At 70.7% G+C, this 21,249-nt stretch carries 17 protein-coding genes; 15 read left to right on the top strand and 2 right to left on the bottom strand.

Features of this window, described 5'->3' with window-relative positions; all coding sequences use genetic code 11:
* The first annotated feature begins 75 nt into the window (after positions 1–75).
* From RNB18_RS23385 to RNB18_RS23360, 6 genes are all read left to right on the top strand, one after another.
* A complete protein-coding gene (locus RNB18_RS23385) occupies positions 76–1,362 on the top strand; it encodes an ABC transporter substrate-binding protein (RefSeq protein ID WP_311716060.1) in 1,287 nt (428 codons plus the stop codon).
* A 2-nt stretch (positions 1,363–1,364) separates the two neighbouring features.
* On the top strand, positions 1,365–2,258 hold the full coding sequence (locus RNB18_RS23380; RefSeq protein ID WP_311716059.1) for a carbohydrate ABC transporter permease: 894 nt from the start codon (positions 1,365–1,367) through the stop codon (positions 2,256–2,258).
* The gene (locus tag RNB18_RS23375; RefSeq protein WP_311716058.1) at positions 2,255–3,085 is read left to right on the top strand and encodes a carbohydrate ABC transporter permease; all 831 of its coding nucleotides are present in this window, start codon (positions 2,255–2,257) and stop codon (positions 3,083–3,085) included. The genes RNB18_RS23380 and RNB18_RS23375 overlap by 4 nt, the downstream gene beginning before the upstream one ends.
* Before the next feature lie 27 nt (positions 3,086–3,112).
* Positions 3,113–4,369: a glycoside hydrolase 5 family protein gene (locus tag RNB18_RS23370; RefSeq protein WP_311716057.1), complete on the top strand. Its 1,257-nt coding sequence runs from the start codon at positions 3,113–3,115 to the stop codon at positions 4,367–4,369.
* Positions 4,370–4,730: 361 nt separating this feature from the next.
* Complete coding sequence (locus RNB18_RS23365) at positions 4,731–6,722, top strand: endo-beta-N-acetylglucosaminidase (RefSeq protein ID WP_311716056.1); 1,992 nt, start codon at positions 4,731–4,733, stop codon at positions 6,720–6,722.
* A gap of 27 nt (positions 6,723–6,749) precedes the next feature.
* Positions 6,750–9,764, top strand: coding sequence for an alpha-mannosidase (locus RNB18_RS23360; RefSeq protein WP_311716055.1), 3,015 nt, complete (start codon positions 6,750–6,752; stop codon positions 9,762–9,764).
* Positions 9,765–9,823: 59 nt separating this feature from the next.
* On the opposite strand, the gene RNB18_RS23355 is transcribed toward RNB18_RS23360, so the two are convergent.
* Positions 9,824–10,525, bottom strand: a complete 702-nt coding sequence (locus tag RNB18_RS23355) for a FadR/GntR family transcriptional regulator (RefSeq protein WP_057617967.1) — start codon at positions 10,523–10,525, stop codon at positions 9,824–9,826.
* Positions 10,526–10,715: 190 nt separating this feature from the next.
* Here RNB18_RS23355 and RNB18_RS23350 point away from each other — a divergent pair, with 190 nt between their 5' ends.
* The 8 genes from RNB18_RS23350 to RNB18_RS23315 are packed head-to-tail and all read left to right on the top strand — an operon-like array spanning position 10,716 to position 18,546.
* Positions 10,716–11,789: a sugar ABC transporter substrate-binding protein gene (locus RNB18_RS23350; RefSeq protein WP_311716054.1), complete on the top strand. Its 1,074-nt coding sequence runs from the start codon at positions 10,716–10,718 to the stop codon at positions 11,787–11,789.
* Complete coding sequence (locus RNB18_RS23345) at positions 11,786–13,279, top strand: sugar ABC transporter ATP-binding protein (RefSeq protein WP_311716053.1); 1,494 nt, start codon at positions 11,786–11,788, stop codon at positions 13,277–13,279. Before RNB18_RS23350 ends, RNB18_RS23345 begins: the two co-directional genes overlap by 4 nt.
* Positions 13,272–14,297, top strand: a complete 1,026-nt coding sequence (locus RNB18_RS23340) for an ABC transporter permease (RefSeq protein ID WP_057617970.1) — start codon at positions 13,272–13,274, stop codon at positions 14,295–14,297. The genes RNB18_RS23345 and RNB18_RS23340 overlap by 8 nt, the downstream gene beginning before the upstream one ends.
* A 35-nt stretch (positions 14,298–14,332) precedes the next feature.
* A complete protein-coding gene (locus tag RNB18_RS23335) occupies positions 14,333–15,682 on the top strand; it encodes an L-fuconate dehydratase (RefSeq protein WP_311716052.1) in 1,350 nt (449 codons plus the stop codon).
* Positions 15,679–16,434, top strand: coding sequence for an SDR family NAD(P)-dependent oxidoreductase (locus RNB18_RS23330; RefSeq protein ID WP_311716051.1), 756 nt, complete (start codon positions 15,679–15,681; stop codon positions 16,432–16,434). The genes RNB18_RS23335 and RNB18_RS23330 overlap by 4 nt, the downstream gene beginning before the upstream one ends.
* Positions 16,431–17,399 (top strand): aldo/keto reductase, encoded by a 969-nt coding sequence (locus RNB18_RS23325; RefSeq protein WP_311716050.1) that lies wholly within the window; start codon positions 16,431–16,433, stop codon positions 17,397–17,399. The genes RNB18_RS23330 and RNB18_RS23325 overlap by 4 nt, the downstream gene beginning before the upstream one ends.
* Positions 17,396–17,710 (top strand): L-rhamnose mutarotase, encoded by a 315-nt coding sequence (locus tag RNB18_RS23320; RefSeq protein ID WP_311716049.1) that lies wholly within the window; start codon positions 17,396–17,398, stop codon positions 17,708–17,710. The genes RNB18_RS23325 and RNB18_RS23320 overlap by 4 nt, the downstream gene beginning before the upstream one ends.
* Complete coding sequence (locus tag RNB18_RS23315) at positions 17,707–18,546, top strand: amidohydrolase family protein (RefSeq protein WP_311716048.1); 840 nt, start codon at positions 17,707–17,709, stop codon at positions 18,544–18,546. Before RNB18_RS23320 ends, RNB18_RS23315 begins: the two co-directional genes overlap by 4 nt.
* Here the strand turns inward: RNB18_RS23315 and RNB18_RS23310 are convergent.
* A complete protein-coding gene (locus RNB18_RS23310; protein WP_311716047.1) occupies positions 18,543–19,961 on the bottom strand; it encodes a lipase maturation factor family protein in 1,419 nt (472 codons plus the stop codon). The two genes, RNB18_RS23315 and RNB18_RS23310, sit on opposite strands and share 4 nt — an antisense overlap.
* Positions 19,962–20,094: 133 nt before the next feature.
* On the opposite strand from RNB18_RS23310, the gene RNB18_RS23305 reads away from it, so the two are divergent.
* Entirely contained in the window at positions 20,095–21,249 is a 1,155-nt protein-coding gene (locus RNB18_RS23305; protein ID WP_311716046.1) for a DUF6777 domain-containing protein, read from the top strand.

Below are 21,249 nucleotides of genomic sequence, written 5' to 3'. Positions count from 1 at the left end.
CATTGACGGGCCCGTGGAACGGCGTGCAGGGTCTCCGTCGTTGGCCAACTCCGCCCCAAAGGAGACCGGTTCGCCGTGCCCATTTCCCGCAGAACCTTCGCTGCCGCCGCTGTCTGTGTCCTTCTGCCGCTGAGCGGCTGCGGGTCCGGCGACGACGGCGGTTCGAGTGACGCCTCCGGCAGGATCGAGGGCGACATCACCTTCCAGACCTGGAACCTCAGGGCGAACTTCAAGGACTATTTCGACGGCCTGATCGCCGACTTCGAGAAGAAGTACCCCGGCACCGACGTGAAGTGGATCGACCAGCCCGCCGAGGGCTACGCCGACAAGATCAGCGCCGATGCCGCGGGCGGCACCCTACCCGACGTCGTCAACGTGTCCCCGGACCTGGTCGCGCCCCTCGCCAAGGCCGGCCTCGCGCTCGACCTCGACAAGGCGGCCGGGCAGTACAGGAAGGAGTACCTGGACGGCGCCTGGGCCAGCCACCGGATACCTGGCATGACCGGCACCTACGCCTTCCCCTGGTACCTCAACACCGGACCGCTCTTCTACAACAAGTCCCTCTTCGAGGAGGCCGGGATCGACCCCGACCAGCCGCCGAAGACGTACGACGAACTCTTCGCGGACGCCCTGGAGCTGGCGGAGAAGAGCGACGGCAAGGTCGCCACCCTCGCCAACGTGCCCACCATCGAGGACTTCGGCCGCTACGGCGTCCCGCTCATGAACTCCGAGGGCACCGCCTTCGCCTTCAACGACGCCAAGGGGGTCGAACTGCTCACCAAGTACAAGGAGTTGTACGACGCCAAGGCGCTCGACCCGCAGGCGCTCACCGCCACGCCCGAGTCCTCCGGCAAGAAGTTCCTCACCGGGGCCGTCGCCATGAACCCCGGCAGCGCACTGGACCTCGGCAACTTCAAGAAGCAGGCGCCGAACCTGTACAAGAACATCGGCATCACCGACCAGATCACCAGCACCGGGCACGTCAACATGTACGTGATGGGCGTGATGGTGAACGCGCAGACCAAGAGGAAGGCCGCCTCCGTCGCCTTCGCGCACTACGTCACCGACGCCGAGCACCAGATGTCCTTCGCGAAGAAGGTCGCCATCTTCCCGAGCACCGCGGGATCGCTGGACGACCCGTACTTCACCAAGGAGGACGGGACCGACGAGACGCGGGTGCGGGTCGCCGCCGCCAAGTCCCTGAAGAACGCGGTGAATTACACGCCCGTGCTGTTCAGCGAGCAGATGAAGACGGCCCTGCGCAACGAGGTCGCGAAGGCGTTGCAGGGCAAGGAGAGCCCCGAGGAAGCTCTCGACAACGCTGTCAAGGCCTGTGACACGCTGCTCGAGCAGCAGGGATAGCCATGGCGTCGTCCACCGTCTCCCGCGTGCGGCGCCAACTGCCGACGAGCCCCTGGCTGTTCGCCGCACCCGGCCTGCTGATCATCGGCGCGTTCATCCTGTACCCGTTCGTCTCCACCCTGGTCAACGCCTTCACCGACCGGCGCACCCTGATCCCGGGCGAGTTCGTGGGCCTCGCGAACTTCCGTGAGCTGCTGCACGACGACATGTTCTGGATCGGCCTGCGCAACAGCTCGCTGTACGTCCTCGGAGTCGTGCCCGCGCTGGTGATCCTGCCGCTGCTGCTCGCGCTGCTGGTGCAGAAGAACATCCCCGGCATCACCTTCTTCCGGTCCGCCTTCTACACCCCGGTCGTCGCGTCGATCGTCGTGGTCGGACTCATCTGGGTGTGGCTCCTCGACGAACGCGGCCTGATCAACTCGCTGTTGGAGGCCGTCGGGGTCGGCCGGATCGGCTTCCTGAGCGACCAGTGGCTGCTCCTGCTGAGCGCCATGGCCGTCACGGTGTGGAAGGGCCTCGGCTATTACATGATCATTTACCTGGCCGCGCTGGCCAATGTGCCGCGTGAGCTGCACGAGGCCGCGGCGGTGGACGGGGCCGGGGCGATCCGGCGGTTCGTCACGGTGACGGTGCCCGCCGTCCGCTCGACCATGGCACTCGTCGGGGCACTGTCCTCGGTCGCCGCCTTCAAGGTGTTCTCCGAGGTCTACCTGATGGCCGGCCCGAGCGGGGGACCGGCCGGTGAGGACACCACGCTCGTGATGCTCGTCCAGCGCACCGGCACCGGACTCACGGGCCGCGTCGGCTACGCGTCCGCGATCTCGGTCGTCGTCTTCGTCGTCACCGTCGCGCTGATGCTGCTCGTGCTGCGGGCCGACCGGAGGGGGGACACGTGACCCGGGTACGCAAGGGCGAACTGGCGCTGCGGTACGCCCTGTTGCTCGCCGTCCTCGCGCTGACCGTCGGCCCCTTCCTCTGGCAGCTGTCGACCTCGCTCAAGGGCCCCACGGAGGACATCTACAGCTCGCCGCCGTCCTTCCTGCCGCAGCATCCGACCCTCCACAACTACGAGCGGGTCGCCGACACCATCCCCGTCTGGGACTACGCCTTCAACTCGCTGAAGGTCGCCACCGCCAACGTCGTGACCAACTGCGTCGGTTCGGCTCTCGCCGGGTACGCCCTGGCCCGACTGCGCTACCGCGGCCGCCGCGCGGCCACCCTCGCGTTCGTCCTCGCGATGCTCGTGCCCGTGGAGGGCATCATCATCGCCCAGTTCACCACCATGCGGGAGCTCGGCCTCAACAACACCCTGATCGGCGTGGTCCTGCCGGGCTGCATCGGCGCGATGAACGTCCTGCTGATGCGCAACGCCTTCCTGAACCTGCCGTACGAGATCGAGGAGGCGGCCTATGTCGACGGCGCCAACGTCTGGCAGCGGTTCCTGCGGATCGCGCTGCCGTCGGTGAAAGGGACCGTGGCCGTCGTCGCGATCTTCGCCTTCATGGGCGCCTGGGACGACTTCCTGTGGCCCCTGATCGTGCTGAGCGACCCGTCGAAGTTCACGCTCACCATCGGCCTCAACTACCTGCACGGCACCTTCGCCAACGACGAACGGCTCGTCGCCGCGGGCACGGTCATCGCCGTGGCCCCGCTGATCGCCCTCTTCGCCGGCCTCCAGCGGTACTTCTTCCGCGGGGTGGGCGAGGGAGCGGTGAAGGGCTGAACGAACCCCCAGAGTCAAGGATCCCGTATGCCTTCTGCCGTGCGCTTCGGCGTCAACTACACCCCGAGCGTCGGATGGTTCCACCACTGGCTCGACTTCGACCTCGACCCGGTCCGCGCCGACCTCGACTCGATCGCCGCCCTGGGCCTCGACCACATCCGGGTCTTCCCGCTGTGGCCCTACTTCCAGCCGAACCGCACCCTGATCCGGGAGCGGGCCGTCACGGATCTCGTGCGGCTCGTCGACGCCGCCGCGGAACGCGGTCTCGACGTCAACGTCGACGGTCTGCAAGGTCACTTGAGCAGCTTCGACTTCCTGCCGGCCTGGACCCGGACCTGGCACCGGCGCAATCTCTTCACCGACCCGGAGGTCGTCGAGGGCCAGGCCACCTATCTGCGCACGCTGGCGGCGGCCCTGGCGGACCGCCCCAACTTCATCGGCATGACCCTCGGCAACGAGGTCAACCAGTTCTCCGCGGGCCCTCATCCCGACCCCGACCGGGCCACGTCCGAACAGATCGACGCCTGGCTCACCCGCATGCTCGCCGCCTGCGAGCAAGGGGCTCCCGGCAGGCTGCACCTGCACGCCGAGTACGACGCCACCTGGTACCAGGACGACCAGCCCTTCACCCCCGCCCAGGCCGCCCGCCACGGCGCCGTCACCGCCGTGCACTCCTGGGTCTTCAACGGCACCGCCCAGCGCCACGGCCGCACCTCCGTCCCGGCCGAGCACCACGCCGCCTACCTCGTCGAGCTCAGCAAGGCCTGGGCCGAGGACCCGCACCGGCCCGTCTGGCTCCAGGAGGTCGGCGCCCCCGCCCCGCTGGTGCCGCCCGAGCACGCCGCCGCCTTCACCGAGGCGACCGTGGCGAACGCCCTGGACTGCCCCGACCTGTGGGGCATCACCTGGTGGTGCTCCCACGACGTGTCCCGGGAGCTCGCCGACTTCCCGGAACTGGAGTACGGGCTCGGCCTGTTGACCAACGACCGGAAGCCGAAGGAGGCGGCCCGGGTGCTGGAGCGGGCGGCGCGGACACGCTCGCAAGCGCCTGAACGTCGTACGACCGCGCTGGTCGTTCCCTCCAATCCCGCCTCCCGCTCGCTCTGCGCGCCCGGTGGCCCGGTCTTCGACGCCTACTTCCGACTGGTCGCCGACGGCGTCCGCCCCACCACCGTCCTCGACACCCGTGCCGCCGACCAGGACCACCTGTCCGCGCGCGGTATCACCGAGGTCGTCACCTCCGATCAGGTACTCCCACCGTTCCTGTGGACTGAGCGGGAGTGAGTCCGTTCAGCCGCGCGCCCCGAACGGTCTTGGGCGAGCTGGTCCCCGGCGTACTCGACCCCGGGGCGGCGACACGCATCCTGTGCGCGGTCCGAGCCCGGGAGGCCAGTTCCCTTACGACCTGGCCATGTGGGTACGGCCAGAGGCGACGGGGAGGCCCTGACCCATCCTCTGGTGGAGCAGGGGCCCCGCACGCTGACGCCGTACCCGGTGTCCCAGGTCGCACGACCACGCTAGCCCAAACAGCCCAGGGCGCCGCAAGCCCGTCAGCGGACGATCACACGATCGAGCTAATGCGGCCTTGTGCGCACTCCCTGGCGAGCAGCAACACCCCCCAAGGACCACTAGGAGGCACCCGCTCGTGAATCCCACCAGACGCACGGTTCTGCTCGCCGCGACCGCGGCGGCGCTGCTCCCAGCGCTGCCGGCGAAGGCAGCGGCGGCGACCGCGCTCCAGCCGTACGCCACCTACTGGTACCCGGACTCCCTGCCCTCCGGCAGCCCCGGCACCGGCATCACCTGGCGCAGCCTCAAGGCCTGGCGGGCGGCCGACGACGCCGACCTCGCCTTCAACGCGGCCTCCGTACCGCTCGCCGCCCGCTTCACCCCGCCCCCCGCGAACACGACGGCACGCGCCGGCCAGGCCCGCATCCAGTCGCTGGTCTCCTTCGGGCCCACGGCGGGCAACCCTTCGCAGGGCTCGGCGACGTCCGACTACTACGCCTTCGGGCACTGGGCCTACGTCGACGAACTGGTCTTCTGGGGCGGCTCGTCCGGCGAGGGACTGGTCCTCGCGCCGAACGCCCCGATCGTGGACGCCGCCCACCGGCACGGCGTGCCCGTGCTCGGCAACATCTTCCTGCCGCCCGTCGCCTACGGCGGACAGTTGCAGTGGACCCGGGACCTGGTGCAGAAGGACGCGGCCGGGCGGTATCCACTGGCGGCTCAACTCGTCGCGGTCGCCGCGGCCCACGGCTTCGACGGGTGGTTCGTCAACGCCGAGACCGGGGGAGGGGACGCGGCTCTCGGGGCGGACATGCTGGGATTCGTCCGGGAGCTGAAGTCGCTCGCCTCCGCCCGGGGGCAGCGGGTGACGTGGTACGACTCGATGACCGTGAACGGGACGGTGAGCTGGCAGGGTGCGCTGAACAGCCGCAACCAGCCGTTCTTCGAGGCCGCCGACGACATGTTCGTCGACTTCCGGTGGACGGCGGCCGGGCTGGCGTCCTCGGGCACCCTGGCGCAGCGACTTGGCCGCAGCCGCTACGAGTTGTGGGCCGGGGTGGACGTGGAGGCGGGCGGCTGGAACACGTCCGTGAACTGGGACGCGATCGTGCCGGCCGGCAAGCCGCACATCACGTCGATCGGGCTGTACCGGCCGGAGTGGACCCGCAATCACCTGCCCGCGGACCAGCGGTCACCGGAGGACTTCCACGCCGCCGACGACCGCTTCTGGACGGGCCGGTCACTCGATCCGTCCCGCCCCGACCCGACGGACACCTGGCGCGCGCCGGCGGTGTCGGTCGCCGACCGGTCGACGGTCACCTCGGTGCCGTTCGCGAGCGTGTTCAACACCGGGCACGGGCTGCGATGGTACGAGGAGGGTGCCGTCACGTCGGACGCGGCCTGGAACCACCTCGGGTTGCAGGACCGGCTGCCGTCGCGGCAGTGGGTGGTGCGGACGGAGGGCTCCCGGCCGGCCGTCTCCTTCGACTTCGCGGACGCCTGGCGGGGCGGAAGCAGTGTGGTGGTGAATGGCTCGGTGGATGAGCCGGTCACCGTGGATCTGTATGCCACGCGGCTGCCGATCGGCGAGGGCACGGTGGTCGAGCTGACCCACCGGATGGACGCGGGTGCGGTGGGCGTCGAGCTCGCCGTGGCCACCGCCGAACCGGGCGCGCCGGGGGCGACACCGCCGTACGTCCATCTTCCCGTGACCACCGGCGACGGCTGGCACACCTCGACCGTACGGCTCACCGGGCTCTCCGGGACCGTCCACGCGCTCGGCGTGCGGCTCACCGGCAGCGGCTCGCTGACCTGGCGGCTCGGCGGTCTCGCGGTGTACGACACCCCCGGCACCCCCGCCGCACCTTCCGGCCTGCGGATCACCGCGGCCTCCGGCGGCGACCTGCGCCTCGCGTGGAACCCCGCTCCCGGCGCCGTACGCCACTACACCCTGCACCGGCTCCTGCCCGACGGCAGCCGGCGCTTTCTCGGCGGCACCTGTCAGCGGGCCTACTTCGTCGGCGGCCTCAAGCCCGAACAGGGCGAGCGGCAGGCGCGGTTGGAGCTGCGTGCCGTGGGGGAGCTGTACACGTCGTCGGACCCCCTGACCGTGACCCACCCCTGGTAACCCCCGGACCCTTGGAGAGCACCCCGCATGCATGACGACCGCAGCCTGGTCGAAGCCCGCCTCAGGCGCGTCCTCGACGAGCGACTCCGCCCCGCCGTGTACCCCGAGTCCGTGCCGCTGGAGGTGGCGGTGTGGCACGCGCCCGACGAGCCGGTGCCCGTCGCCGAGGGCCTGGCGGCCGAGCCGGAGCCCATCGCCGTGGGCGCCCGCTGGGGTGTTCCCTGGGGCACCAGCTGGTTCCGCGTCAACGGAACCGTCCCCGAGGCGTGGGCCGGGAAGACCGTCGAGGCCCTCCTCGACCTCGGCTTCGACGAGAACATGCCCGGCTTCCAGTGCGAGGGCCTGGTCTACCGGCCCGACGGCACCCCGGTGAAGGGCCTCAACCCGCGCAACCAGTGGGTGCGGATCGGCGCGCCCGTCGAGGGCGGCGAGGAGGTGCGCCTGCACATCGAGGCCGCCTCCAATCCCGTCATCCTCGACTACCACCCCTTCCTGCCCACGCGGTTGGGCGACAAGGAGACCGCCGGGGCCGAGCCGCAGTACCGGTTGGCGCGCATGGACCTCGCCGTCCTCGACGAGACCGTCTGGCAGCTCGTGATCGACCTGGAGGTGCTCGGCGAGCTGATGGCCGAGCTGCCGGTGGAGTCGGCGCGGCGCTGGGAGATCCTGCGCGCGGTGGAGAAGGCACTGGACGCGCTGGACCTCCAGGACGTGGGCGGCACGGCGGCGCAGGCCCGTTCGCGGCTGGACAGTGCCTTCGAGGCGCCCGCCGTCCCCTCCGCGCACCGCATCAGCGCCGTGGGACACGCCCACATCGACTCGGCGTGGCTGTGGCCGCTGCGGGAAACCGTGCGCAAGGTCGCCCGGACGACCTCCAACATGACCGCCCTGCTCGACGACGAGCCGGAGTTCGTGTTCGCCATGTCCCAGGCCCAGCAGTGGGCCTGGGTCCGCGACCACCGGCCCGAGGTGTGGGCGCGGGTGAAGAAGGCGGTGGCGGACGGGCGGTTCGTGCCGGCCGGCGGGATGTGGGTCGAGTCGGACACCAACATGCCGGGCTCGGAGGCGATGGCCCGTCAGTTCGTGCACGGCAAGCGGTTCTTCCTCGACGAGTTCGGAGTCGAGAACGAGGAGGCGTGGCTGCCCGACACCTTCGGCTTCGCGGCCGGACTGCCGCAGATCATCAAGGCGGCGGGCTCCAAGTGGCTGCTGACCCAGAAGATCTCCTGGTCGCAGACGAACAAGTTCCCGCACCACACCTTCCGCTGGGAGGGCATCGACGGCACCCGGATCTTCACCCATTTCCCGCCGGTCGACACCTACAACTGCTCCATGAAGGGCAGCGAAATCGCCCACGCGGCACGGAACTTCAAGGACAAGGGGGTCGCCCGGCACTCCCTCGCCCCCACCGGCTGGGGCGACGGAGGCGGCGGCACCACGAGGGAGATGGTCGCCAAGGCGGCCCGCCTCCGCGACCTCGAAGGCTCGGCGACCGTGGCCTGGGAGACGCCGAAGGAGTTCTTCACCAAGGCCGAGGCCGAATACCCCGAACCGCCCGTCTGGGTGGGCGAGCTCTACCTCGAACTCCACCGCGCTACCCTCACCAGCCAGGCGAAGACCAAGCAGGGCAACCGCCGCAGCGAACACCTCCTGCGCGAGGCGGAGCTGTGGGCGGCGACGGCGGCCGTACGGACCGGATCGCCCTACCCCTACGAGGAGTTGGACCGCATCTGGAAGACGGTGCTGCTCCACCAGTTCCACGACATCCTGCCGGGGTCGTCGATCGCCTGGGTGCACCGGGAGGCGCGGCGCACCTACGAGCGGCTCGCGGACGAGCTGAACGGCATCATCGACGCGGCCCAGCGCGCCTTGGCGGGGGAGGGGACACGGGAACTGCTCTTCAACCCCGCACCCCATCGCCGTGACGGAGTCGCCGCGGGCGGCGCCGGAACCGCGGTCGTCGAGGGGCGGACGACGGTGACCGAGCGGCCCGGCGGCGGGCACGTCCTGGACAACGGCATCCTGCGGGTCGAGGTCGACGCGCGCGGCCTGGCCGTCTCCGTGTACGACATCGAGGCCGACCGCGAGACGATCGCACCGGGCCGCGCCGGCAACCTCCTCCAACTCCACCCGGACTTCCCGAACATGTGGGACGCGTGGGACGTGGACGAGTTCTACCGCAACACGGTCACGGATCTCACCGATGTGGACGAGCTCGCCCCCGAGGGGCACGGTGTGCGGATCGTGCGGACCTTCGGCGGCTCCCGCGTCACCCAGGTGCTGTCCCTCGGGCCCGCTGAGCGGCGGCTTCTCGTGGACACGGAGGTCGACTGGCACGAGACGGAGAAGTTCCTGAAGCTCGCCTTCCCGCTCGACGTGCACGCCGAACGGTACGCGTCGGAGACGCAGTTCGGGCACTTCCACCGGCCCACGCACACCAACACCTCATGGGAGGCGGCGAAGTTCGAGGCCTGCAACCACCGCTTCGTGCACCTGGAGGAACCGGGCTGGGGCGTGGCGATCGTCAACGACTCGACGTACGGGCACGACGTGACCCGTACCGTCCGCACCGACAGCGACCGTGGCACGACCACCACGGTCCGGGTGTCGCTGCTGCGGGCCCCGCGTTTCCCCGACCCCGAGACCGACCAGGGCGTCCACCGCTTCCGGCACGCGCTGGTGCCGGGGGCGGGGATCGGGGACGCGGTACGGGAGGGGTGGCGGATCAACCTGCCGGAACGGGTCGTGCAGGGTGCCGAGGAGGTTGCTCCGCTGGCGACCGTCGACCAGGAGGCGGTGGTGATCACCGCGGTCAAACTGGCGGACGACGGCAGCGGGGACGTGGTGGTCCGGTTCCACGAGGCGCACGGCGGACGGGCACGGGCCACCCTCACGGCGGGGTTCGAGGTCGCCGGGGTCACGGCGACGGATCTGCTGGAGCGCCCGTCGGCGGATGCCCCCTCGCTGCAGCGGGAGGGGAACGAGGTGTCCTTGCGGCTGCGGCCGTTCGAGCTGGTCACACTGCGGTTCACCAGGGCCTGAGACAGGGGGCGGGGAGACCCGCCCCCTTCACCTCGTGAGCTGATCCTCGCCGCAGCTCATCACCCCCCGAGCTGCGCCCGCAGCCACTCCTCCACCTCGCCCACATGCGCGGCCGCCGCCGCCCGGGCCGCCTCCGGGTCGTGGGCGATCAGCGCGCGGTGGATGGCGGCATGCTCGCGCCGCGTCCGTTCGAACGCGCCCTCCTCCTGGTAGCCACGCCACACCCGCGCCCGGAAGGTGCGCGACGACAGGCCCTCCAGGATCGCCGCCATCGTGTCGTTGCCGGCCGCCACCGCGATCTCGCGGTGGAAGGCCAGGTCGTGGGCGAGGATCTCCTCGGGGTCGTCGGTGGCGTTCATCGCCGCGAGGTGTTTCTCGACCTCGGCCAGCTGGTCGGGCGTGATGCGGGCGGCGGCCAGCGCGGTCGCCGTCGACTCCAGGACGCGGCGCACCTCGAGCAGCTCCACCAGACGCGGGCCCCGGGACAGGTCGGCGACCACGCCGAAGGTCTCCAGCAGGTCACCCGCCTCCAGCTGGGTGACGTAGATGCCCGAGCCGTGCCGGGCCTCCAGCACGCCCATCACCGTCAGCGCCCGGATCCCCTCTCGCATCGAACTGCGGGAGATGCCCAGCTGGACGGCCAGATCGCGCTCGGTCGGCAGCCGCTGGCCGGGCTCCAGCCGGCCCTCGCCGATCATCGCCTTGATCTGCTCGATGGCGCGCTGCGTCACGGTTCCCTTCTGCGGGGCTGTCTCGTCCACGCCACTCCTCCACATCACCGGGTGCGCCGCAGTCTAACCGGCAAGGTGGTCGGACCACTATGGCCGAAAGACGGGAAAATCTGCCGCCGGAGGGTATTGCCAGGGGCGAGTGGTCTGATAAGTATGCGGTCATCTGCTCGAACACCCTCATGCTCGATCACGCTCGACACGCTCAACGAGGAGCCACCAGATGCCCGGCAGAACAGTGGGGAAGCGGAACAGGTTTCGCATGATCGGCGCGGTGGCCGCGGCCGCGAGCGCCTCGCTCGTGCTCGCCGCGTGCGGCAGCACCAAGGACACCGGCAGCGCCGGCGCCGAGGGAGGCGACGGGACCGGCAAGGTAGGCGTGATCCTGCCGCTGCTGACCTCGCCGTTCTGGCAGTCGTACAACGACTACGTGCCCAAGATGGCCAAGTCCGAGGGGGTGGACACGCTGAAGACGGTCAACTCCAACAGCGACCCCTCCCAGCAGATCACCGACATCAACAACGAGCTCAACCAGGGTGTGAAGGGCCTGGTCGTCGCCCCGCTCGACAGCGCCGCCATCGAGGCAGGCCTCGACCAGGCCGAACGCAAGGGCGTCCCGGTCGTCGCGGTGGACGTGGCCCCCGACAAGGGCAAGGTCGCCATGGTCGTACGGGCGAACAACGTCTCGTACGGCGAGAAGGCCTGCCAGTACCTCGGAGAGCAGATCCCCTCCGGCAAGGTCGTGCAGATCATGGGCGACCTCGCCTCCGTCAACGGCCGTGACCGCTCCGAGGCCTTCCGGGCCTGCGTGAAGAAGAACTTCCCCAAGCTGAAGGTGCTGGAGATCCCCGCCAAGTGGGAGTCCGACGCGGCCGCCTCGCAGCTGGGCACCCTCCTGAACGCCAACCCCGACATCAAGGGCATCTACATGCAGGCCGGCGGCGTCTACCTCGCGCCGACCCTGCAGACCCTCAAATCCAAGGGGATGCTGAAGAAGGCCGGGCAGGCGGGCCACATCACCATCGTCTCCAACGACGGCATCCCGCAGGAGTTCGACGCGATCCGCAAGGGCGAGATCGACGCCACCGTCTCCCAGCCCGCCGACCTGTACGCCAAGTACGGCATGTACTACATCAAGGCGGCGATGCAGGGGAAGACCTTCAAGCCCGGCCCGACCGACCACGACTCCACGATCGTCAAGCTGCCCAGCGGCATCCTGGAGGACCAGCTGCCCGCGCCCCTGGTCACGAAGGACAACGTCGACGACCCCAAGCTGTGGGGCAACACGGTCAAATGAGCACCCCACTCGTTGAAGCCCAGGGGGTCGTCAAACGGTACGGCCCCACGACCGCCCTCGCGGACGGCCGCCTCACCGTCCTGCCCGGCGAGTCCCATGCCCTCGTCGGCCGCAACGGCGCGGGCAAGTCCACCCTCGTCACGATCCTCACCGGCCTCCAGGCCCCCGACGAAGGCACCGTCCGCTTCGACGGCGAGCCCGCGCCACCCCTCGCCGACCGGGACGCCTGGCGGAGCAAGGTCGCCTGCGTCTACCAGAAGCCCACCGTCGTACCCGAGTTGACGGTCGCCGAGAACCTCTTCATCAACCGGCAGCCCCTGCACCGCGGGTTCATCAGCTGGCGTGGGCTGAGGACCCGGGCCACCGAGCTCCTCGACACCTGGGACGTGCGCGTCGACCCGGAGGCGCGCACCGCCGACCTCAAGGTCGAGGACCGCCAAATGGTGGAGATCGCAAGGGCGTTGAGCTTCGGCGCCCGCTTCATCGTCCTCGACGAGCCGACCGCACAGCTCGACAAGCGGGAGATCGAGCGGCTCTTCGGCCGGATGCGCGCACTCCAGGACTCCGGCGTCACCTTCCTGTTCATCTCGCACCACCTCCAGGAGGTGTACGAGGTGTGCCAGACGGTGACGGTCCTCAGGGACGCCCGCTGGATCACCACGGCCCCGGTCGCCGACATGCCCCGGGCCGCCCTGATCGAGGCCATGGCCGGCGAGACCATCGCCGAACAGGCCGTACAGCTCAGGCACGTCGAGGACACCGCCCCGGTCCTCCTCGACGTCCGCGACCTCACCTCCGACGCCTACGAGAACGTCGACCTCACCGTGCGCCGCGGTGAGGTCGTCGGACTCGCCGGCATCAGCGGCAGCGGCAAGATCGAGCTGGCCGAGTCGTTCACGGGACTGCACACCCCGACCAGCGGAACGGCCCGGCTCGACGGCAGGCCGCTGCCGTTCGGCGACGTACAGGCCAGCCTCAAGGCGGGAGTCGGCTTCGTCCCGCGTGACCGGCACGCGCAGGGCCTGGTCTTCGGCATGACCATCGGTGACAACGCCACTCTCAGTGTCCTGGACCGGCTCGGCCGCTACGGCTTCGTCGGCACCGACCGCAAGCGCGGCTTCGCCACCGAACTGATCAACCGGCTCGACATCCACACCGAGGGCCCCGACCAGCCCGTCTCCGACCTCTCCGGCGGCAACGCGCAGAAGGTCGTGATGGCCCGCGCCCTCGCCTCCGACCCCCGCCTGCTCGTCCTCATCAACCCCACCGCGGGCGTCGACGTGAAGTCCAAGGAGTCCCTGCTCTCCCGCGTGGACACCGCCCGCGAGGACGGCACCGCGGTCCTCGTCGTCTCCGACGAACTCGACGACCTGCGCCGCTGCGACCGCGTCCTCGTCCTCTTCCACGGCCGCGTGGTCGCCGAGCACCCGGCCGGCTGGCGCGACCACGAGCTGATCGCCTCCATCGAAGGAGTGGACCACCATGGCTGACACCCAGGCTCCGCCGGTGAAGCACGTGCGGGTGCCCGAGGCGCGGGCGGCCCGGACGGTCCTGCTGCGCCGCGCCCGCGAACTCGCCCTTGTCCCCGCCCTGTTGCTGCTCATGGTCCTCGGCGCGTTCGTCAACGACTCGTTCCTCACCGAGCGCAACCTGATCTCCATCCTCGGCGCCTCGGCCGCTCTCGCCATGGTGGTGCTCGCCGAGTCCCTCGTCCTGATCACCGGCAAGTTCGACCTCTCCCTGGAGTCGGTCGTCGGCATCGCGCCCGCCGTGGGAGCGCTCCTCGTCCTGCCCGCGGCCCAGTCCGGCTGGGGCACCGAGTTCCCGGCCGTCCTCGCCCTGCTCGCGGTCCTCGTCGTCGGCGCGGCGGTCGGCGCCTTCAACGGCATCCTGGTCGTGAAGTTCAAGCTCAACGCGTTCATCGTGACGCTCGCGATGCTGATCGTGCTGCGCGGACTGCTCGTCGGCGCCACCAAGGGCAAGACCCTCTTCGGCATGCCGGACAGCTTCTACTCCCTGGCCACCACGACCTTTCTGAACGTCCCCATGTCCGTGTGGCTCGCCGCGGTCGCCTTCGCCGTCACCGGCTTCGTCCTGAAGTACCACCGCATCGGCCGCTCCCTGTACGCCATCGGCGGCAACGCCGACGCGGCCCGCGCCGCCGGCATCCGCGTCGAACGGGTGATGCTCGGTGTGTTCGTCGTGGCCGGCGTCCTCGCCTCCGTCGGCGGCATCATGCAGACCGGCTACGTCGGCGCGATCAGCGCCAACCAGGGCCAGAACATGATCTTCACGGTGTTCGCGGCCGCGGTGATCGGCGGCATCAGCCTCGACGGCGGCAAGGGCACCATGTTCGGCGCCCTGACCGGCGTACTCCTGCTGGGTGTCGTACAGAACCTGCTGACACTCGCCCAGGTGCCGTCGTTCTGGATCCAGGCCATCTACGGCGGAATCATCCTGGTCGCCCTCATGATCGCCCGTGTGACGACGGGGCGCGCCCAGGACTGAGCCCGCCCGCCCCGTCCCCTACCGAAAGGCCTTCCGTGTCCTCGACCCCCGCCCGTGTCACCGCGGTAGACACCTACGACATCCGCTTCCCCACCTCGCGCGAGCTGGACGGCTCCGACGCGATGAACCCGGACCCCGACTACTCGGCGGCCTACGTCGTGCTGCGCACGGACGCGGCCGACGGGCACGAGGGGCACGGATTCACCTTCACCATCGGGCGGGGCAACGAGGTCCAGGTCGCCGCGATCGAGGCGCTGCGCGGGCATGTGGTCGGGCGGTCCGTCGACGAGCTGTGCGCGGACCCGGGGACGCTGAACCGCGACCTGATCGGCGACAGCCAGTTGCGCTGGCTCGGACCCGAGAAGGGCGTGATGCACATGGCGATCGGCGCGGTCGTCAACGCCGTGTGGGACCTGGCCGCCAAACGCGCGGACAAGCCGCTGTGGCGGCTGCTGGCCGAGGGCGACCCCGAGTGGCTGGTCGGGCAGATCGACTTCCGCTACCTCACCGACGCGCTCACCCCGGAGGAGGCCCTGGAGATCCTGCGGCGGGGGCGGGAGGGAGCCGGGGAACGGATCACCGAGCTCCTCGCCACCGGCTACCCCGCGTACACCACCTCCGCCGGCTGGCTCGGCTACGACGACGAGAAGCTCACCCGGCTCGCGGCCGAGGCCGTCGCCGACGGCTTCCGGCAGATCAAGCTCAAGGTCGGCGCGGACCTGGAGGACGACGTACGGCGCTGCCGTGTCGCCCGACAGGTCGTCGGCCCCGGCATCCGCATGGCGATCGACGCCAACCAGCGCTGGGACGTCGACGAGGCGATCCGCTGGACCAGGGCCCTCGCCGAGTTCGACCCGTACTGGATCGAGGAGCCCACCAGCCCCGACGACATCCTCGGCCACGCGGCGATCCGCAAGGCCGTCGCCCCGGTCAAGGTCGCCACCGGCGAGCACGTCCAGAACCGGGTCGTCTTCAAGCAGCTGCTCCAGGCCGGCGCCCTCGACGTCGTCCAGATCGACGCGGCCCGGGTCGGCGGCGTCAACGAGAACCTCGCCATCCTGCTGCTCGCCGCCAAGTTCGGTGTGCCGGTCTGCCCGCACGCGGGCGGGGTCGGCCTGTGCGAACTCGTCCAGCACCTGTCGATGTTCGACTACGTGGCCGTCACCGGCACCACCGAGGACCGGGTCATCGAGTACGTCGACCATCTGCACGACCACTTCCTCGATCCCGTGGTGATCCGGGAAGGCCACTACACGGCACCCGTCGCGCCGGGCTTCTCGGCGGCCATGCGCCCGGAGTCCATCGCGCGGTACACGTTCCCCGGCGGCGCCTTCTGGGCAGAAGACCTCGCCAATGACACGCAGAAGAAGGGGCAGGCGGCATGAGTGACTTCGAGGGCCTCAAGGCCCTGGTGACCGGCGGCGCCTCCGGCATCGGCCGGGCCACCGCGGAACTCCTCGTCGCACGCGGCGCCCAGGTCGCCGTCCTCGACCTGGACCCGTCCTCGGTCGAGAAGCCGCTGCTCGCCTACCGCGCCGACGTCACCGACGACGCCTCCGTCCGCGAGGCCGTGGCCGCCGCCGTGGCCGAGCTCGGCGGACTCGACGTCGTGGTCAACAACGCGGGCATCGGCGCCCAGGGCACCGTGGCGGACAACGACGACGACGAATGGCACCGCGTCCTCGACGTCAACGTCGTCGGCATGGTCCGGGTCGCCCGCGCCGCTCTGCCCCACCTGCGCGCGTCCGCGCACGCGGCGATCGTGAACACCTCCTCCATCGCGGCCACCGCTGGCCTCCCGCAGCGGGCGCTGTACAGCGCGACCAAGGGTGCCGTGTACTCCCTGACCCTCGCCATGGCCGCCGACCACGTCCGCGAGGGCATCCGCGTGAACTGCGTCAACCCCGGCACGGCGGACACCCCGTGGATCGGGCGGCTCCTCGCCAAGTCCCCCGACCCGGCCGCCGAACGTGCCGCCCTGGAGGCCCGCCAGCCCACCGGCCGGCTCGTCTCGGCGGACGAGGTCGCGGGCGCCATCGCCTACTTGGCGAGCCCGCTCTCCGGCGCCACCACCGGCACCTCTCTCGCCGTCGACGGCGGCATGCAGGGCCTGCGCCTGCGGCCGGTGGGCCAGTGAACACCCTCGGCACGAGCGGCGTGCGGGTCAGCGCACTGGGCTTCGGCGGCGCCGTCATCGGCAACCTGTTCACCGAGGTCGGCGACGAACAGGCGCACGAGGCGGTCACCACTGCCTGGCAGCGCGGCATCCGCTACTTCGACACCGCCCCGCACTACGGTCTCGGACTGTCGGAACGCCGGCTGGGGGAGGCGCTGCGCGAGCATCCGCGCGCGGAGTACACACTCTCCACGAAGGTGGGCCGCCGCCTGGAGCCGTCCGCGGACGGCGGGGACGACCTCGCCGACGGCTTCGCGGTCCCCGCCACCCACCGCCGCGTGTGGGACTTCAGCGCCGACGGCGTACGACGCACCCTTGAGTCGAGCCTCGAACGGCTCGGCCTCGACCACGTGGACGTCGTCTACCTCCACGACCCCGACGACCACGCCGAAGAGGCCTTCCGTGAGGGCTACCCGGCCCTGGAGAAGCTCCGCTCCGAGGGTGTCGTCGGGGCGATCGGCGCCGGCATGAACCAGGCCGAGATGCTGACCCGCTTCGTCCGCGAGACCGACGTCGACGTGGTCCTGTGCGCCGGCCGCTACACCCTGCTCGACCAGAGCGCGCTCACCGAGCTGCTCCCCGCCGCCGTGGCACGGGGCGTCTCCGTGGTGATCGGCGGCGCCTTCAACTCCGGGCTGCTGGCCGATCCGAGACCGGGAGCGACGTACAACTACGCGCAGGCCTCCGGGGACGTGCTGGACCGGGCCCTGCGTATGCGGGAGGCCGCCGAGCGGCACGGCATCAGCCTGCGTGCCGCCGCCCTCGCCTTCTGCGTCGCCCACCCGGCCGTCGCGAGCGTCCTGGTGGGTGCCCGCTCGGCGGCCGAAGTCCAGGATGCCGCCGACCAGTTCGCGACCCCGGTGCCCCCTGCCTTCTGGCGGGAGCTGCGCGACACCGGTCTCCTGACCCCCGAGGAGCCGTCATGAGAGTCGCCCTGCACACCAAGGTCCGCTCGGACCGCATCGACGAGTACGAGGCCGCGCACCGCGAGGTCCCCGTCGAACTCACCGACGCGATCCGCGCCGCCGGGGCCCGCTCCTGGACGATCTGGCGCAGCGGCACCGACCTCTTCCACGTCCTGGAGTGCGAGGACTACGGCCGCCTCCTCGCCGAGCTGGAGAAGCTCCCGGTGAACGTCACCTGGCAGGCCCGCATGGCCGAACTCCTCGACGTGGCACACGACTACTCCGACGAGGGCGCCGACGCCGGCCTGCCCGTCGTGTGGGAGCTGCCGTGACGGTGGTGGACGCGCACCACCACGTGTGGGACCTGTCGGTGCGGGACCAGGACTGGATCGCCTCGGACAGCCCCCTGCGACGGAACTTCACCATCGAGGACCTCGCCCCCGAGGCTCGCGCTGCAGGCGTCGAACGCACGGTCCTCGTCCAGACGATCACCGTGCCCGAGGAGACCCCGGAGTTCCTGGCCCTCGCGGCCGGGCACGACGTGATCGCGGGGGTCGTCGGCTGGACCGACCTGACCCGTCCCGACGCCGCCGACGAGTTGGCACGTCTGCGCGAACTCCCCGGCGGGACCTGCCTCAAGGGCATCCGCCACCAGGTCCAGGGCGAGCCGGATCCCGAGTGGCTGCTGCGGCCGGACGTACGCCGAGGCCTGACCGCGGTGGCCGCAGCGGGTCTGGTGTACGACCTGGTCGTCCTGCCCCACCAGCTGCCCGCCTGCGCCAAGGCGGCCGAGTCGCTGCCACAACTCACCTTCGTCCTCGACCACTTGGGCAAGCCGCCCATCGCCTCCGGCGCCCTGGAACCCTGGGCGGCCGACGTCCGTGCCCTCGCCGCCCTGCCCAACACCGTCTGCAAACTCTCCGGCATGGTCACCGAGGCGGACCTCGACTCCTGGACGATCGACGACCTGCGCCCGTACGCCGACACGGTCCTGGACGCCTTCGGCCCGGACCGTCTCATGTTCGGCTCGGACTGGCCGGTGTGCACCCTGGGAGCGACCTACGGCGAAGTGCTCGACACCGCACGCCGGCTGACGCCCGTGTCCGCCCACCCCCGGATCTTCGGCGCCACGGCCACGCGCGTCTACGGACTCGGCGACCCCTTCTAGGGACTCACGACCTCCGCCAGCCGTGTGGGCGGCAGGAACTCCCGCACATACGTCCGCTCCCAGCACGCCCCCGTCTCCCGCAGCTCCCGCCACGTCGTGTACCGGTACCGGAAGAGGCGGGCGCGGACATGGCGGGGCGGTTCGTCCGGGGGGAACGGTGAGCGGCGCAACAGCCTCAGCGTGGCGGGGTCGTTCTCCAGGAGCCGTTCGACCATGGTGCCGAACCACGCCTGGGCGTACGCCGGGGACAGCGCGGCGAACCACATCATCCAGTCCAGGCGCAGATGGTAGGGCGCGAACTGGCGCGGCCAGCGCCGTGGATCGCCCGGCTTGCCCTTGAACTCGTACTCCTTCCACTCGGAGTCCCGGCGCGGTACGTCGTCCGCCGTACCCTCGACCACCACCTCGTAGCGGACCCGGCTGACGCTGCCGAACGCGCCGTAGGTGTTGACCAGATGGAGCGGGTCGAAGGAGCGGTTCATGATCTGGCTCCGGGAGATCATGTTGCGGACCGGGTGGTAGCTCAGGCCCAGGAGCAGCGCGGCGACGGCGAGGACCACCACCTCGTACCAGAGCGGAGTGGCGGGCAGGTCGGGTGCCTTGCCCGCGAGGTCCAGCGCCGGCACCGCCAGCACGATCGTGATCCAGTTCAGCCAGGCGAAGTTGCCCGAGAGCACCAGCCACAGCTGGGTCGCGATCATCAGGGACGCGGCCGCCATGGCGATCGGCTGCGGAGTGAACAGCAGGAAGGGAACCACGAGTTGCGTGACGTGGTTCGCGGCCACCTCCACCCGGTGCAGCGGCCGGGGCAGATGGTGGAAGAACCAGCTCAGCGGCCCCGGCATCGGCTGGGTCTCGTGGTGGTGGTCGAGACAGGTGAGTTTGCGCCAGCAGGCGTCGCCGCGCATCTTGATGAGCCCCGCGCCGAACTCGACCCGGAACAGGATCCAGCGCAGGAGGAACAGCACCAGGACCGGCGGGGCCACTTCGTCGTTGCCGAGGAACACCGCGAGGAAGCCGACCTCCAGCAGCAGGGACTCCCAGCCGAAGCCGTACCAGGTCTGGCCCACGTTGACGATCGACAGATACAGCAGCCACGGCACCAGCCACAGCAGCATCCCGCCCCACAGCGGCAGCCGGGAGTCGAGGCCCGCCGCCAGCGCGACCGCCACCGCGCAGCCCGTCCCCGCGCAGAGAGCGAAGAACCGGTCCGAGTAGTGGAGTTGGAAGAGACTCGGCGCCCTCCGGAAGGGCACGCGGGCGACGAAACGCGGGATCGGCAGCATCCCGCGCTCCCCGAGCAGCGCCCGGAACTGCAGGCCCGCCGCCAGGAACGCGACGAAATACAGCCCGGCCAGAGCCCGCTGGAAGACCAGCCGGCTCAGCCAGTAGTCGGGTGCGGTGAACCAGTCCACGGCCGTGTTCTCCTGCCTCCATTGTCCCGCCGAACCCTGCGTGACTCTCCGTGTACCTTCTCTCCGCTTGCGTAACCCAAGTGAGCGAAGCAGACAATAGTGGCGAACTGCCCGGTATGGACGGGAGAACGTGGTGCGGACACCCAACCGGACCCTCGTCACGGCCTGCACGCTCGCGGCGGCACTCCTCGTAGCCGGATGCGGCGGAAGCGGCGACGAGAACAACGCCGAGGCGAACGGCGAACTCTTCCTTCAGCCGGCGGCGGCTCAGGGCCCGAGCCCCTTCACCCGCTCCTCGGTGACCTCGGTGACCGTACCCCCGCCCGTCACCCGAACGCCCCAGCGGGCCTCGACCGCACCGCGGACCGTCTCCGGCGCGTTGCCCGGCCTCTATGGCGGCACCGAGCGGGTGGCCGGCTGTGACGTGGTGCGGCAGATCGGCGACCTGGCCGCCGACCGGTCCAGGGAGCGCGCGTTCGCCCGAGTGGTGGGCGTCTCTCCGGCCGCGGTGCCCGACTTCCTGCGCGGGCTCGCCCCGGTCGTGCTGCGGGCCGACACCCTGGTCACCGACCACGGCTATCGCGCCGGCCGGGCGAGCGGCTTCCAGGCCGTCCTCCAGGCGGGCACCGCCGTCCTCGTCGACGACCGGGGCGTCCCGCGCGTCCGCTGCGCCTGCGGCAACCCTTTGACGCCACCGGTGGCGATGCGGGGCGGCGCGGTCGTGGGCGGGCAGCCCTGGCCCGGATACCGGCCCGCTCGGGTGGTCGTGGTGGCCCCCAGTGAGCGGTTCCTCACCACCATCACGATCATCGACCTCGTCGACAACACCTGGATCGAACGTCTGATCGACTACGACTGCCGACACGACCATGTCGTACCCCCGCCGCAGCCGGAACCGCCGGCTCCCACGCCGGCTCCCACGACGCCCCTCGGCCCGCACCCGGACGAGACGGCGCCCCCGCAGGCCTCACCCAGCGCCGCGAGCGACTGCGCCACCCCCACTGCCACCCCCACCGGCACACCCGGCGTCCTCGCGACCGAGGAGCCGTACGACGAGAACTGCCCCGCGGCCACCCCGCCGCCCACGACCGGGCCCGGCACCCCCGCTGTACCGCCGGACGGCACCCGTACGACCGTCCCCGTGGAGCCCGATACCGGGATCGGCCCCGAGACCGTCCCGGACGCCCCCGATCTCCCCGACGGCGGCGGGCTGATCCCCGACGATCCGTCGGAGCCGGCCGGCACGGGCGCCGTCCTCGCCGGTCCCGCCGACGCCTTCGATGTCTGA

This window comes from Streptomyces doebereineriae, assembly GCF_031845645.1.
Taxonomy (GTDB): Bacteria; Actinomycetota; Actinomycetes; order Streptomycetales; family Streptomycetaceae; genus Streptomyces; species Streptomyces canus.
This window is presented reverse-complemented; position numbering and strand designations above follow the sequence as displayed.

What these genes read in the sequence shown, in the direction of transcription:
- RNB18_RS23380 (WP_311716059.1), top strand. Translation starts at nt 1,365, where the DNA reads ATGGCGTCGTCCACCGTCTCCCGCGTGCGGCGCCAACTGCCGACGAGC.
- RNB18_RS23370 (WP_311716057.1), top strand. Translation starts at nt 3,113, where the DNA reads ATGCCTTCTGCCGTGCGCTTCGGCGTCAACTACACCCCGAGCGTCGGA.
- RNB18_RS23360 (WP_311716055.1), top strand. Translation starts at nt 6,750, where the DNA reads ATGCATGACGACCGCAGCCTGGTCGAAGCCCGCCTCAGGCGCGTCCTC.
- RNB18_RS23350 (WP_311716054.1), top strand. Translation starts at nt 10,716, where the DNA reads ATGCCCGGCAGAACAGTGGGGAAGCGGAACAGGTTTCGCATGATCGGC.
- RNB18_RS23345 (WP_311716053.1), top strand. Translation starts at nt 11,786, where the DNA reads ATGAGCACCCCACTCGTTGAAGCCCAGGGGGTCGTCAAACGGTACGGC.
- RNB18_RS23340 (WP_057617970.1), top strand. Translation starts at nt 13,272, where the DNA reads ATGGCTGACACCCAGGCTCCGCCGGTGAAGCACGTGCGGGTGCCCGAG.
- RNB18_RS23330 (WP_311716051.1), top strand. Translation starts at nt 15,679, where the DNA reads ATGAGTGACTTCGAGGGCCTCAAGGCCCTGGTGACCGGCGGCGCCTCC.
- RNB18_RS23320 (WP_311716049.1), top strand. Translation starts at nt 17,396, where the DNA reads ATGAGAGTCGCCCTGCACACCAAGGTCCGCTCGGACCGCATCGACGAG.